The organism is Paenibacillus sp. FSL K6-2859 (assembly GCF_038008265.1).
Classification (GTDB): domain Bacteria; phylum Bacillota; class Bacilli; order Paenibacillales; family Paenibacillaceae; genus Paenibacillus_AQ; species Paenibacillus_AQ nitricinens.
This window is the reverse complement of the sequence record NZ_JBBOYU010000001.1, coordinates 3,950,424-3,963,473: the sequence shown is the minus strand read 5'-3', so window position 1 is coordinate 3,963,473 and position 13,050 is coordinate 3,950,424. Positions and strand designations below refer to the sequence as shown.

Annotated in this window: 12 protein-coding genes; 10 read left to right on the top strand and 2 right to left on the bottom strand. The window is 43.8% G+C overall.

The annotated features are described in order from the left end of the window. Nucleotides 1-38 precede the first annotated feature (38 nt). From rhaA to MHB64_RS17700, 9 genes are all read left to right on the top strand, one after another. Entirely contained in the window at nucleotides 39-1,295 is a 1,257-nt protein-coding gene (rhaA, locus tag MHB64_RS17740) for an L-rhamnose isomerase (protein ID WP_094868871.1), read from the top strand. Nucleotides 1,296-1,344: 49 nt separating this feature from the next. Next, nucleotides 1,345-2,190: a rhamnulose-1-phosphate aldolase gene (rhaD, locus tag MHB64_RS17735; RefSeq protein WP_341135035.1), complete on the top strand. Its 846-nt coding sequence runs from the start codon at nucleotides 1,345-1,347 to the stop codon at nucleotides 2,188-2,190. A 158-nt stretch (nucleotides 2,191-2,348) separates the two neighbouring features. Beyond that, nucleotides 2,349-3,443 (top strand): NADH:flavin oxidoreductase, encoded by a 1,095-nt coding sequence (locus tag MHB64_RS17730; RefSeq protein ID WP_341135034.1) that lies wholly within the window; start codon nucleotides 2,349-2,351, stop codon nucleotides 3,441-3,443. A gap of 273 nt (nucleotides 3,444-3,716) precedes the next feature. Continuing rightward, on the top strand, nucleotides 3,717-5,303 hold the full coding sequence (gene miaB / locus MHB64_RS17725) for a tRNA (N6-isopentenyl adenosine(37)-C2)-methylthiotransferase MiaB (protein ID WP_341135033.1): 1,587 nt from the start codon (nucleotides 3,717-3,719) through the stop codon (nucleotides 5,301-5,303). Between the two features lie 28 nt (nucleotides 5,304-5,331). Continuing rightward, nucleotides 5,332-5,781: a RicAFT regulatory complex protein RicA family protein gene (locus MHB64_RS17720; RefSeq protein WP_060623306.1), complete on the top strand. Its 450-nt coding sequence runs from the start codon at nucleotides 5,332-5,334 to the stop codon at nucleotides 5,779-5,781. Nucleotides 5,782-5,946: 165 nt separating this feature from the next. Continuing rightward, complete coding sequence (locus MHB64_RS17715) at nucleotides 5,947-6,717, top strand: NUDIX domain-containing protein (protein WP_042128449.1); 771 nt, start codon at nucleotides 5,947-5,949, stop codon at nucleotides 6,715-6,717. 30 nt (nucleotides 6,718-6,747) lie between these two features. Next, nucleotides 6,748-7,287, top strand: coding sequence for a cysteine hydrolase family protein (locus tag MHB64_RS17710; protein ID WP_341135032.1), 540 nt, complete (start codon nucleotides 6,748-6,750; stop codon nucleotides 7,285-7,287). A gap of 52 nt (nucleotides 7,288-7,339) precedes the next feature. Beyond that, nucleotides 7,340-8,791, top strand: coding sequence for a nicotinate phosphoribosyltransferase (locus MHB64_RS17705; protein ID WP_076283476.1), 1,452 nt, complete (start codon nucleotides 7,340-7,342; stop codon nucleotides 8,789-8,791). Between the two features lie 96 nt (nucleotides 8,792-8,887). Next, nucleotides 8,888-9,574: a DUF6273 domain-containing protein gene (locus MHB64_RS17700; protein WP_341135031.1), complete on the top strand. Its 687-nt coding sequence runs from the start codon at nucleotides 8,888-8,890 to the stop codon at nucleotides 9,572-9,574. Nucleotides 9,575-9,669: 95 nt separating this feature from the next. Here the strand turns inward: MHB64_RS17700 and MHB64_RS17695 are convergent, their stop codons facing one another. Both MHB64_RS17695 and MHB64_RS17690 read right to left on the bottom strand, forming a co-directional pair. After that, a complete protein-coding gene (locus tag MHB64_RS17695) occupies nucleotides 9,670-10,125 on the bottom strand; it encodes a hypothetical protein (RefSeq protein ID WP_306440371.1) in 456 nt (151 codons plus the stop codon). Between the two features lie 237 nt (nucleotides 10,126-10,362). Then, on the bottom strand, nucleotides 10,363-11,706 hold the full coding sequence (locus MHB64_RS17690; protein WP_094868877.1) for an amino acid permease: 1,344 nt from the start codon (nucleotides 11,704-11,706) through the stop codon (nucleotides 10,363-10,365). A gap of 322 nt (nucleotides 11,707-12,028) precedes the next feature. On the opposite strand from MHB64_RS17690, the gene MHB64_RS17685 reads away from it, so the two are divergent. After that, nucleotides 12,029-13,039 carry a 2-oxoacid:acceptor oxidoreductase family protein gene (locus MHB64_RS17685; protein WP_094868878.1) on the top strand — a complete coding sequence of 337 codons (1,011 nt, stop codon included), beginning with the start codon at nucleotides 12,029-12,031 and terminating at the stop codon, nucleotides 13,037-13,039. Nucleotides 13,040-13,050: the final 11 nt, after the last annotated feature.

Sequence of the window (13,050 nt, the reverse complement as noted above, 5' to 3'; positions counted from 1 at the left end):
TTAAACTTACGCTATATGATTTTAGGAGGTACTACAGCATGGATCAGAGTATTATCACTAGCTATAATGAAGCCAAAAAATTATACGCAGCCCACGGGATTGATGTGGAGAACGTGCTGGAGCGGCTCGCGCAAATTAAGATTTCCATCCATTGCTGGCAGGGCGATGATGTACAAGGGTTTCTTTTTAAAGATAAAGAACTAAGCGGGGGAATAGCGGTAACAGGAAGTTATCCCGGACGAGCTCGCACGCCAGATCAACTGCGTCAAGATTTAGAAAAAGCATTATCCCTTATTCCTGGTAAGCACAAAGTAAATTTACATGCGATCTATGCAGATACAGATGAAAAAGTTGATTTAGATGAATTGGAGCCACGCCATTTCCAATCTTGGGTAGACTGGGCGAAAGAGCAGGGGCTGGGCCTTGATTTTAACCCTACTTGTTTCTCACATCCTAAAGCTGCAGACGGTTTTACGCTAAGTCACTCTGACGAGAAGATTCGTAACTTCTGGATTAAGCATTGTAAGGCTTCGCGGACGATTGCTGAACATTTTGGTAAAGAGCTGGGGCAACCTTGCGTAACTAACTTTTGGGTGCCAGACGGATATAAAGATGCACCAGTCGATCGTTTAGCGCCAAGAGTGCGGTTAAAGGAGTCGTTGGATGAGATTTTCAGTGTGGAAATAGATCCTCTTTATAATATTGATGCTTTAGAAAGTAAATTGTTCGGAATCGGTTCTGAGAGTTATGTGGTTGGATCACATGAGTTCTACATGGGCTATGGTTTAACTCGCGGTAAAGCTATCTGTTTGGATGCCGGACATTTCCATCCTACGGAGATGATCTCAAATAAGCTATCTTCGATTCTTATGTTTAGCGAGCAGTTGCTGCTGCATGTAAGCAGACCCGTCCGTTGGGACAGTGACCACGTTGTAACGATGGACGACGAGCTGCTGGAAATTGCCCGTGAACTGGTGCGTGGGGATTTACTCTCCCGAACGAATATCGGACTCGATTTCTTTGATGGCAGTATTAATCATATCGCTGCTTGGGTGATTGGTACACGCAATACCATTAAGGCGTTACTTCGCGCAATGCTCGAACCGGTGGAAGAATTAAAGAGAATAGAGCGGATTGGTGATTACACTTCACGACTAGCGCTTACGGAAGAATTCAAATCGTATCCGTTTGGAGCCGTGTGGGATTATTATTGTGCATCACAAGATACATCCGTTCGGGAGCAATGGCTGGCGGAAGTGAAGAGTTATGAACAGGAAGTTCTGTCTGCAAGATAGAGTGCTAGAGTGGATGTGGAGAGCAGCATATACAAAGGAGAGATTGACAATGAGTACATCTGTTTTGGAATCCAAAGGGTATATTGCAAGTAGTGAGGCTCCATTTATTCAGGAAATGTCAGAGATTACCCGTCATATGTGGGAGCTTGGCTGGGATGAGCTGAATGGCGGTAATGTCAGCTATCTGCTGGATGAAAATGAGGTTGCTAAATATATTAACGTCCTAGAGCCACTACGCACCATTAAACTTACCTTCCCTGTAAAAGAATTAGCCGGCAAATACTTCATCGTGACAGGCTCTGGCAAGTATTTCAGAAATGTGATCAAAGACCCGGAAGCCAATCTCGGTGTGCTTCGTGTTAGTGCCGACGGTGAAAGCGTAGAAGTGTTATGGGGATTACGGAACGGGGCTGTACCTACAAGTGAATTGGCTTCACATTTCATGAGCCATATTGAGCGACTGAAGGTTGACCCTACGCACCGTATCGTATTGCATACACATGCTACGAATGTTATCGCGATGACCTTCACGCATGATCTGGATGAATTGAAGTTTACGAAGACGCTTTGGGAAATGTGCACAGAATGCCTTGTTGTTTTCCCGGATGGCGTTAGTGTCATTCCATGGATTGTTCCTGGCAGCAGTGAAATAGGCCGCGAAACGGCTAAGAAAATGAAGGATCACCGCCTAGTGATCTGGCCGCAGCACGGGATTTTCGGCACAGGCTCCACTATGGATTCCACTTTTGGTCTAGTAGAGACTGTTGAGAAGGCTGCTAAGATCTACAACTTGATTGGCGGAAGAGAAATGAAGCAAAAGATCACGGATCAGCAGCTGTGGGATTTAGCTAAGGCGTTCGGAGTAACTCCAAAAGCTGGTATTCTTGAGGGTTAAGAAGTTCGTAATAGGATAAAACCGGGCATTCGCAGATTTTGCGAGGTCCGGTTTTTATGATTTTTTCTTACATGAAGATCTTAAAATTTGCATTTCCCATCTTTTGGGTGGATAATAAGCTTACTTAAAGTTATCTAATAATTAAATGGAGGTAACATATGAATACTGAACTCTTATTCACACCTTTTCAAGTGGGGAATCTTACATTAGCCAACCGAATTGTCATGGCACCAATGACACGGGTATACTCTCCGGATGGTGTACCAGGGAGTAATGTTGCCGCGTATTATCGCAGACGGGCAGAGGGTGGAGTAGGATTGATTGTTACCGAGGGCACAGCCATTAATCATCCTTCGGCAGTCAGCCACGCCAATATCCCCAATCTACATGAAGAAGCGGCTTTAGAGGGCTGGAAGCAGGTGGTAGAAGAAGTTCACGCAGCTGGAGGTAAGATCATACCCCAATTATGGCATGTGGGAATGGCGCGGACTATAGGGGAAGGCCCTAATGTTGAAGCCCTTCCTATTGGCCCTTCTGGTTTGAATTTAGCAGGAGAACCTGTGACAGAGCCGCTGACTACAGCTGAAGTTGAAAGCTTAGTCTCAGCATTTGCTCAAGCGGCAGCGAACGCGAAAAAAATGGGTTTTGATGGCATTGAGATTCACGGCGCACATGGGTATCTGATAGACCAGTTCTTCTGGGAAAGAACGAACAAACGTACCGATCGATACGGTGGTGATTTGGCAGGTAGAACAACATTTGCAGTAGAGATCATTGAAGCGTGCCGTAAAGCGGTTGGAACAGATTTTCCGATCGTGTTACGCTTCTCTCAATGGAAATTGGGTGCCTATGATGAGAAGCTGGCAAAAAATGCAGCTGAGCTCGAAAGCTTCCTGACCCCACTTAGCAATGCTGGGGTGGATATTTTCCACTGCTCCACTCGTCGCTTCAGTCAACCTGAATTTGAGGGATCTGAACTAAATCTGGCGGGATGGACTAAGAAGATTACTGGGAAGCCATGCATTACAGTGGGCTCTGTTGGCTTACAAAGTGACTTTTTCGCAGAAGATAAAGCTCAGAAGCCAGAAGATAACATAGATGAATTGCTGGAAAGAATGGACCGTGAAGAATTTGATTTAGTGGCAGTTGGCAGAGCACTTATTAGCGATCCGGCTTGGCCTGCCAAAGTTCAAAGTGGAGCTATAGACGAGATTATTCCGTTCACTCCGGACGCTACTAAATCACTGTACTAATGCTTGTTGAACACAGCATGGCATTTTTTTGTGTAAGAGACCGTTTATCTGTTTCAATAGGATAATATCTGCTTATATTACAAGCATACCCCCCTTTAATATAATGGAATTTGACCCTGCCAATCGTTGGCGGGGTATTTTTTTGTAGAGAAGAACTATTCTATTCCGTCATTCAAAGGTCGGGTACTTCTAACTTAGCCCAGCAATATGTTATAATTTTAAATTAGCAAAGTATAAAAATAATTGTTTAACAATAGAGGACGTGAAAACAGCATGACTAAGGGGAACCATAACTCACCGGACTTAAAATCCGGCAAGGGTTCTAAAGATTATTCGAGATATTTTGATTTTAGCGACGCTAAGGTGATTAGTGAAGAAGAAGGTAAGATTACTTACCGGATTAAAGGAAGAAATGTGCAAATTAATAGCCAGCCTGATTACAAAGAAGGAAAACGGCGTGGCAAGGAAGAAATAGAAGTGCATTATGATTTCCAGATTCCTGAAGAAATGCAGAATTTCGGAGTAGACAAATATTATCATATTACGACTTATGGCTGCCAAATGAATGAACATGACACGGAAACGATGAAAGGCCTATTAGAACAGATGGGCTACAAAAGCGTTGACGATCGGAATCATGCGGATCTCATTCTGCTCAACACTTGTGCCATTCGTGAGAATGCCGAGGATAAAGTATTTGGAGAGCTTGGTCATCTTAAGAACTTGAAGATTGAAAAGCCAGGTCTTTTGCTGGGCGTGTGTGGCTGCATGTCGCAGGAGGAAGGCGTTGTCAATCGGATTATGTCTAAGCATGGATTCGTGGATATGATCTTTGGTACGCATAATATTCACCGTCTGCCCCATCTCATTAAAGAAGCTGTATTCAGTAAAGAGCTTGTAGTGGAGGTATGGTCTAAGGAAGGCGACATTATTGAGAACTTACCGAAGAAACGTGAAGGTATGCGTGCTTGGGTAAACATCATGTATGGCTGTGATAAGTTCTGTACGTACTGTATCGTACCTTTTACACGGGGAAAAGAACGAAGCCGCCGTCCGGAAGACGTCATTGCTGAAGTAAGAGAGCTAGCGCGTCAAGGATTCAAGGAAGTGACTTTGCTAGGGCAGAACGTAAACGCATATGGTAAGGATTTTACAGACATCGATTACACCTTTGGTGACCTAATGGATGATATGCGTTTAATTGATATCCCGCGCATCCGCTTTATGACCTCGCATCCACGTGATTTTGACGATAAATTGATTGAAGTACTCGGCAAAGGCGGCAACCTGGTGGAGCATATCCATCTACCGGTTCAATCGGGAAGTACTGCCGTACTTAAGAAAATGAGTCGCAAATATACTCGTGAAGCTTATCTGGAGTTAGTTCGTAAGATCAAGATAAGTGTGCCTAATGCGGTATTAAGTACCGATATAATCGTTGGTTTCCCTGGTGAGACGGACGAGCAATTCGAAGATACTCTTTCGCTAGTGCGCGAGGTTGGGTATGATATGGCATATACGTTCATTTATTCACCTCGTGAAGGTACCCCTGCAGCTGCTATGGAGGACAATGTACCGATGTCAGTGAAGAGCGAACGTCTGCAAAAACTCAATGATCTCATTAAAGAGAATAGTCGGATCATTAATGACCGTATGCTAGGTGAAGTCGTCGAGGTACTGGTAGAAGGCGAGAGTAAGAATAACTCGGAAGTCCTTTCTGGCCGTTCCCGTGCGAACAAGCTGGTCCATTTTGAAGGTTCGAAGGAGCTTATTGGCACCTTTGTAAAAGTGAGAATTACAGATACCAAAACATGGTACATCAAAGGGGATATTGTGGCAGAAGCTGCTGCTGTTCATTAATCATCACATACGAATGGGGAGATGGCTTGTGAGTACAGAGGAACAACGTTTGAATAAATATGGGATGAAGACTTATAATACCCGTGACTTGATCGTACGCGAGGATATTATGGGTAAAGCTAAAGAACTAGCTTCATTGATCTCGACAAGTGAAGAAGTAAAGCATTTTCAGCAGGCTGAGCAAAAAATCCTGAACCACGAGCGGGTTCAAGGTCTAATTGCAACGATTAAGAAAAAGCAGAAGGAGATTGTCGCCTTCGAAAGCTTTAATAATAAAGATATGGTAGCCAAGATCGAGCGTGAAATTGAAGTGTTGCAGGATGAAATTGACGGCATTCCAGTCGTGAACGAATTTCAACAGAGCCAGAGTGACATCAATTATCTTCTCCAGCTTGTCATTTCCGTGATTAGAGATACGGTTTCGGAAAAAATAAATGTGGAAGCCGGCACCGAAGCGCCTCCGACCACATGCGGATAACCCACACTCAGTTTAGGGGGCGGATGCAGATCCGCCCCTTTAAGTTTTACACTATACATAATCCTAATCTTTCTAAGTCCAGTTGTTGATTTTAGAAGTTAAGGTTTGGTACATTTAAAGATACGAATTAGTAAAATTATAGCTTCGGAAAAGGATGGGGCAAATATGAGCGAAAATGGGGAACAAACCTATAACGCCAAAAAATATCGTACACCGGACGGAGTTCCGGCCGACATCGTAATGTTTACACTGACCAAACGCGAACGTAAGACGGTCACGAAGACGCTTCCCTTACGTGAGCTTAAGGTAATGTTAATTAGACGAAAGAAATGGCCATGTGCTGGAATGTGGGCTCTCCCAGGCGGATTCTGTCAGGAGGATGAGTCCATTTATGCTGCGGCTACACGTGAACTCAAAGAAGAGACGGGTGTAGATGGCGGTCATTTGGAATATCTGGGTGTTTACAGTACACCAGGCCGTGACCCTCGCGGATGGATCATCAGTCATGCTTTTTTTGCCCTTGTAGAAGAATGGATGTTGGAGCAGAGACAAGCTTCGGATGATGCTGGCGAGGTAGGTTTATTTACGTTGCAGGAAGCACTTGAAGAGCTGGAGCTCGCTTTTGATCACCATGATATCATCAAGGATGCATACTTGCGAATTCAACAACAAATGCTTCAGACTACGATCGCAAGACAGTTTTTACCTAGACATTTTACTCTCAGTGAGCTTTATCAGGTGATTCAAACGGTAGTGCCTGAATTTAAGGAACCGAATTTTATTCGTAAAATCACTTCAACACGTAGCCGTCAGGGTATATTAAAAGAAGTAAGAGATGAAGAGGGAAATGCGCTTAGTTCAAATCAATACTCCCAGCGTCCAGCTCAGCTCTATATGTTCACAGATCATGAGCCTTTGTTATCCATCTACACGTAGTGGTTTAAATCAGGAGAGGGGATTCATCTCATGAGAGCACTAATAGTGATCGACTTTACGAATGATTTTGTCAACGGAAATCTGCCGGTGGGTCAGCCAGCCGTAGATATCGAGCCTAGAATCAGCCAATTAACGTCGGAGTTTGCCCAAAATGGCGATTATGTCGTTATGGCCGTGGATTTACATGAAGTGCAAGACCCTTACCACCCGGAGAGCAAACTATTTCCTCCTCATAATATACGCGGGAGTGAAGGACGTGAGTTGTTCGGAAGTTTGAAATCTGTGTATGAGCACAATCGCGATTCCATTTATTGGATGGACAAAACGCGTTATAGCGCTTTTAGTGGAACGGATCTGGAAATCAAGCTGCGGGAGCGTGGCATTACTGAACTTCATTTAATTGGGGTCTGCACAGATATTTGTGTACTGCACACCGCAGTGGATGCATATAACAAAGGATTTGCAATTATTGTGCATGAAGATGCAGTTGCCAGCTTTAATCCAAATGGACATACTTGGGCGTTAGAACATTTCCGGGGAAGTTTAGGAGCAGACGTTATTAAGGCATAATACTAGAACAGAACATACACATATAGCAGCGTAGATATTAGGAGATGAGGACTTGAGAAGAGAACTTGCGCTACATACGGATAAGTATCAGATCAATATGATGTACGCTCACTGGGTGAACGGAACGCATAAACGGAAGGCTGTATTTGAAGCTTATTTCCGTAAGCTACCTTTCGGTAACGGCTATGCTGTTTTCGCTGGGTTAGAGCGTATTGTTGGTTATATCGGCGGTTTGCGGTTTACCGAAGATGATATCCGTTACTTGTCTGAGCAAGAAGAGAACTATGCGCCAGCTTTTTTGGAGGAACTGTTACAGTTTCATTTTCAGGGAACCGTTCATTCGATGAAAGAAGGCGCATTGATTTTTCCAGATGAGCCATTAATCCGTGTGGAAGGGACAATTATGGAGGCTCAGCTGGTGGAGACAGCCATTCTGAACTTCATGAACTACCAGACGTTGATCGCTACTAAGGCTTCACGAATTAAACAGGTGGCTCCGAATGACATCTTGCTGGAGTTCGGTACCCGGCGTGCGCAAGAAGCTGATGCAGCGGTGTGGGGGGCTAGAGCGGCCTATATTGGCGGCTTTGATGCTACTTCCAACATGCTGGCAGGCAAAATGTTTAGTATTCCAACCAAGGGAACACATGCACATTCCTGGGTCCAGAGCTTTGGCAGCGAGCAGGAGGCTTTTGATGCCTATGCTAAGGTGATGCCGGACGAAGTTACACTTTTGGTCGACACCTTCGATACACTCCGTAGTGGGGTGCCTAATGCAATCAATACGGCCAAGAAGCTTGAGGCTCAAGGTAAAAAAATGGTCGGTATACGTTTGGATAGCGGTGACTTGGCTTATCTATCCCGTCAAGCGCGTAAGATGTTGGATGATGCTGGTCTGGACTATGTGAAGATAGTCGCTTCCAACGATTTGGATGAGAACACGATCATGGATCTGAAGCTGCAAGGCGCAGCAATTGATACTTGGGGCGTGGGTACACAACTGATCACCGCCTCGGACCAACCCTCTCTGGGTGGCGTCTATAAGCTGGTGGAAATTGAGTCCGCTACTGGAGAAATGATCCCGACGATCAAGATTTCTTCGAATCCTGAGAAAGTATCCACGCCTGGCAAGAAGGACGTATTCCGGATCATAGGTAAAAATGGCAAAGCACTTGCGGATTATATCTGTTTCCCAGAAGAGGAAGCTCCGCGTAACGGTGCACGTTTGAAGCTGTTTAATCCGCTCCATCCATACATGCATAAGTATGTTGAGCGTTACGAGGCATTGCCTATGCTAGAACCTATTTACGTTAATGGATTTCAAGTGTATACTTTGCCGGATTTGAATGAGGTTCGCCGTTATCATCGGGAGCAAAAGGATCTATTCTGGCCGGAGTATCAACGTAAGTTAAATCCCGAGGTATATCGGGTGAATTTAAGTGAAAAGGTCTGGACTAGCAAGCAGCAGTTAATCGCTGAGCATATACGACCGGATATAGAGTAGATTTTGCAGGAGCAATTCTGTCAACAGTGTTAACGCGGGAGAGTGAAGTACCCGCGTTTTTTTGTTTTTTCGGGAGCAAATAAGGAGGAGAACCTGATGGACAAGGCTAAGCATGCTTTTACCTCGAACATGAACTTTAAGCCGGGCGAAATCATTACTTTTGGCACGTATTCACAATCGAAGGATGCTAAAGAACTGCCGATTGAATGGCGGATTCTACATAACTCAGGTAGTGAACTGTTTGTTTTGAGCGAGTACATTTTGGAATGCAAGAGGTATCACGGCAAGAGCGCAGATATTAAATGGCGTGATTGCGTGGATATTACGTGGCACGAAAGTGATTTACGAGTGTGGTTGAACGATGAATTCTATCATACCGCATTCAATGCTGCCGAGAAGGAATTAATAAAGACGACTCATTGCACAGACAACGGAGAGGGTACCCCTGATACAGAGGACAACGTTTTTTTGCTTAGTGTTGAGGAAATAAAGGCATTCTCAGAGATACATGGCAAAGAACTACGGCGTGCGGTTGGCACGGAATTTGCTAAAATGAAAAAGTCCGATGGATGCAGCTTATATGTATATGATAAAACGGATAAAGATAACTATATCATCAAAGACGGCGAAGAGACTGGTTGCTCCTGGTGGTGGCTGCGAACACAGGGAAACAAACCTTCGCGTGCTTTTTTTGTCGGTCCGAGCTGTAGCATTCGCAGCTATGCGAATGTTAGTGTAGCCCGTGACGGCGTGCGCCCGGCTTTGATAATTAATCTTCCATGATCAAAAAAATTGGTCTAGAATGTATACATTTAAAAGAGGCGTATCCCACTCTTCGCTAATGTGAAGAGCAAGGGATACGCCTCCCATTCTAATAACTACAGTCCGATAAACATATTTCTGCTAAACGGCCCCCAGTTTGCCCCTGTATACCCGGATCTCCCTTCTAAATTAACAAAACAAGGGAGCAAGATATAAAGAACACCCATAGTAGCATTCGTATTGAAGGTCATAACAAATCTCATTTTTGAATTATCAATTGCAGCTATCATTCCCTTATCAGCACGAATCGTATTCTCTCTAGTAAGAGCCTCTCCCATTCCTACACTTGCTATGTCATTTGGATTTGGCATATTACTTCTTATCCAATAATTCGAAATATTTGTTGCTGATGCTAAATCCGCAGGTTGATCGTAAGTAACTAAAATTTGATTCATAGCAATTTGTCTTGCCTCTACGACGACAGGATGAGACATCACCATTTCTCTTTCGTCAACAGTTGTATTTCTCATCCCATTGGGATAAATCGAAGTAGGATTATTATACATAGACATTTCTGGTCCCCCCATTATTAATTACAATAGTCATTTGTCACGAGACATTGTATGTAAGGGAGTCATGATTAGTGTTAAATAAATAAATATACAAAAAAAGCGAGGGAGAGTAATGTAAACGCGTGGCTGCGAACTCGTTTTGAATGGCAACAATTAAAAGAGGCGCATCCCTCTCTTCGCTATTGTCGAAGAACAAGGGATACACCTCTTTTTGATACATCAGTCCTAGCTAATACTTTAGTTCTTTTTCTTGAATTTTACGAACGACCAAATCGTTAGCATCAACAGGACTCCTAAACAGGTGCCTATGCTGATACGGTTCTGGGCATCAAAGAGAAAGGAAACCGCAATAATAGTTAAACATGCAAGTGTAATAGCAGTTATATAAGGGAATCCCCATACCTTAAAGGTTGGTTCTTTCGGATAGGATCTTCTCAGCTTAAGCTGTGACATACAAATACTGATCCATACGAGAATAACTACAAAGCCTGGAACAGCCATTAGTAAACGGAACAGTCCATCCTGTGCGAAGTACGCTAACAATGAACCGATAACAAGAACAACGGCACAGAGCTTCAGACTGTTGATGGGTACACCTTTTGCAGAGGTTTTTGCTAAGCTGCGTGGTGCTTCGCCCTGTGACGCCATAGAGTGCAGCATCCGGGTGGCGCCATAGATTCCAGAATTGGCAGCAGAGAGTACCGCTGTAATCAAAATGAAGTTCATAACGTGATCGGCACCCTTAAGTCCTGTAGCGGCTAACACCTGAACAAACGGGCTTGTATGCTCATTCAGTTGATTCCAGGGAATTAATCCGCAGATGATTAAGATCGGTAAGGTATAAAACAGAATGACGCGCAGAATGAAGCTTTTGACAACCTTAGGTAAGACCTTTTCTGCATCCTGAGTTTCTGTCAAGGTTAGCCCAATCAACTCTGACCCGCCGTATGAGAACATGACGACAAGTAGTGCAGAGAAGATGGGGGTCCATCCTCGTGGGAGAAATCCACCATAGTCCGTAAAGTTGTGTAAGTATGGAGTAGCTTCCGTCATTGGCAATAGCCCAAAAATCAATGAGCTTCCTAAGATAATGAAGATGATGATCATAGCAATTTTGATACCGGCTAACCAAAACTCCGTTTCTCCGTAACCACCTACACTCATCATGTTGATGCCGATAATTAAAGCGCCACTTGCTAGACTAAGCAGCCATAATGGAACATCCGGTAACCAGTATTGTAAGAAGCTTCCTGCTGCCAGTACTTCAATTACACAGACGGTCAACCACATAAAGCAATATAACCAACCCACGATAAAGGAGAGTCGTTCTCCAAAAGCTTCACGAATGAAGTCCTTCATGTTCCTATTCGGGTACACCGTAGCCATTTCGGCTATTGCTCCCATGACCACTAAGAGTAGCAAGCCTGCTAATACATAAGTAAGAATAACCGCAGGTCCGGCAATGCTTATGGTCTCAGAACTCCCTTTAAAAATCCCCGTACCGATTACTCCGCCCATCGCCATAAAGCTGATATGCCGAGGAAGCAATTTCTTCTGTAATGATGCTTCGTTTGACTTCACAATTAATGCCTCCTAAGCTGTCTTCGAAAAATTACACCAAGCATCAGTTTATCCTGAAATGGACTAGTTGAAAAGTAAAAATAACACACATTTTTATAAAGAAGGCTGTCTTTTCACTGGAGTGTGATATTTATCATGAAGAATGTGATGAATTTAACATCTTAATTTTTAATTTTATTGCTAAATAAAAGTAGCTAAATAAGTTTAGGTAACACATGGAAAATGCAAGATTTGTCACTTCTCGACTTGCAAAATCAAGATACAATCTTTGAAAAAGTCATAAGGATATTATACGGATGACATTCTGAAAGGGGCTATGTCGGTGGTACAGTTACCAAAAGTGAACGAACTCGGATTTTTTGAGATTCGTCTGGAATCAATTGGAGGGCTAGGCGCGAACTTAGCTGGTAAAATGCTTGCAGAAGCAGGAGTAGTCGGAGCTGGAATGAATGGAGTGAGCTTCTCATCCTATGGTTCTGAGAAAAAGGGATCAGCGGTAAAAGCGCATATCCGTTTTTGTGATTTAAACACGCATATTCGCGACACTTCACCGGTAGAACGACCACATGTCGTAGGAATATTCCATGAAGCGTTGGCTAAGACCGTCAACGTGACTAGCGGAATTTATGATCATAGTACAGTGCTTGTGAACTCAGCCAAGTCACCGGAGGAATTGAAGTCTTCTCTAAACATGATGGCTGGAACTATTGCCGTTGTTGATGCTACGACGATCGCATTAGATGAGAAGAATCGCGTAAACATGGCGATGTTAGGCGCGTTGTTCCGGATGTGCGATTTCTTGGATCCTGAAATTATGAAGGGTGTTATTGAGAAATCTCTTGGCAAAAAATATCCGCAGGCTGTTCAATCCGCATTAACTACTTTCGAACGTGGCTTTAATGAGGTTACTTTCATGCATTTTCCATTGCCTGAAGGTGCGATTATGCCTGAGTTCGTCCGGTCCGATATTTCGGCCTTAGGTTATGAAACACAGCCGATCGGGGGTACCATTACAAATCCTGGCAGCAGCTTTTTAAAGAATCTCAGCATTTCAAGATCCGGTTTATTGCCTCATTTTAAATTAGATGATTGTATTCATTGTGCGCAGTGCGATACGGTATGCCCTGATTTATGTTTTGTTTGGGAGGAGCAACCGGATAAGAAGGGACGTCCGCAAATGTTCCTGCAAGGAATCGATTATCAATACTGCAAAGGCTGTCTGAAATGCGTAGAAGCTTGCCCTACAACGGCATTGTCTGGCGAGCGCGAGGAAGATGGCTACGCAGAGAGCCATACGGTCCGGCATATTTTCGATCTCGTTACTCAGGCCTAATATACGGAGGA

Bases quoted from the DNA above. Each gene is read 5' to 3' on its own strand.
- MHB64_RS17710 (WP_341135032.1), top strand. From the start codon at position 6,748: ATGAGAGCACTAATAGTGATCGACTTTACGAATGATTTTGTCAACGGA.
- MHB64_RS17700 (WP_341135031.1), top strand. From the start codon at position 8,888: ATGGACAAGGCTAAGCATGCTTTTACCTCGAACATGAACTTTAAGCCG.
- MHB64_RS17730 (WP_341135034.1), top strand. From the start codon at position 2,349: ATGAATACTGAACTCTTATTCACACCTTTTCAAGTGGGGAATCTTACA.
- MHB64_RS17695 (WP_306440371.1), bottom strand. From the start codon at position 10,125: ATGTCTATGTATAATAATCCTACTTCGATTTATCCCAATGGGATGAGA.
- rhaA (WP_094868871.1), top strand. From the start codon at position 39: ATGGATCAGAGTATTATCACTAGCTATAATGAAGCCAAAAAATTATAC.
- MHB64_RS17715 (WP_042128449.1), top strand. From the start codon at position 5,947: ATGAGCGAAAATGGGGAACAAACCTATAACGCCAAAAAATATCGTACA.
- miaB (WP_341135033.1), top strand. From the start codon at position 3,717: ATGACTAAGGGGAACCATAACTCACCGGACTTAAAATCCGGCAAGGGT.
- rhaD (WP_341135035.1), top strand. From the start codon at position 1,345: ATGAGTACATCTGTTTTGGAATCCAAAGGGTATATTGCAAGTAGTGAG.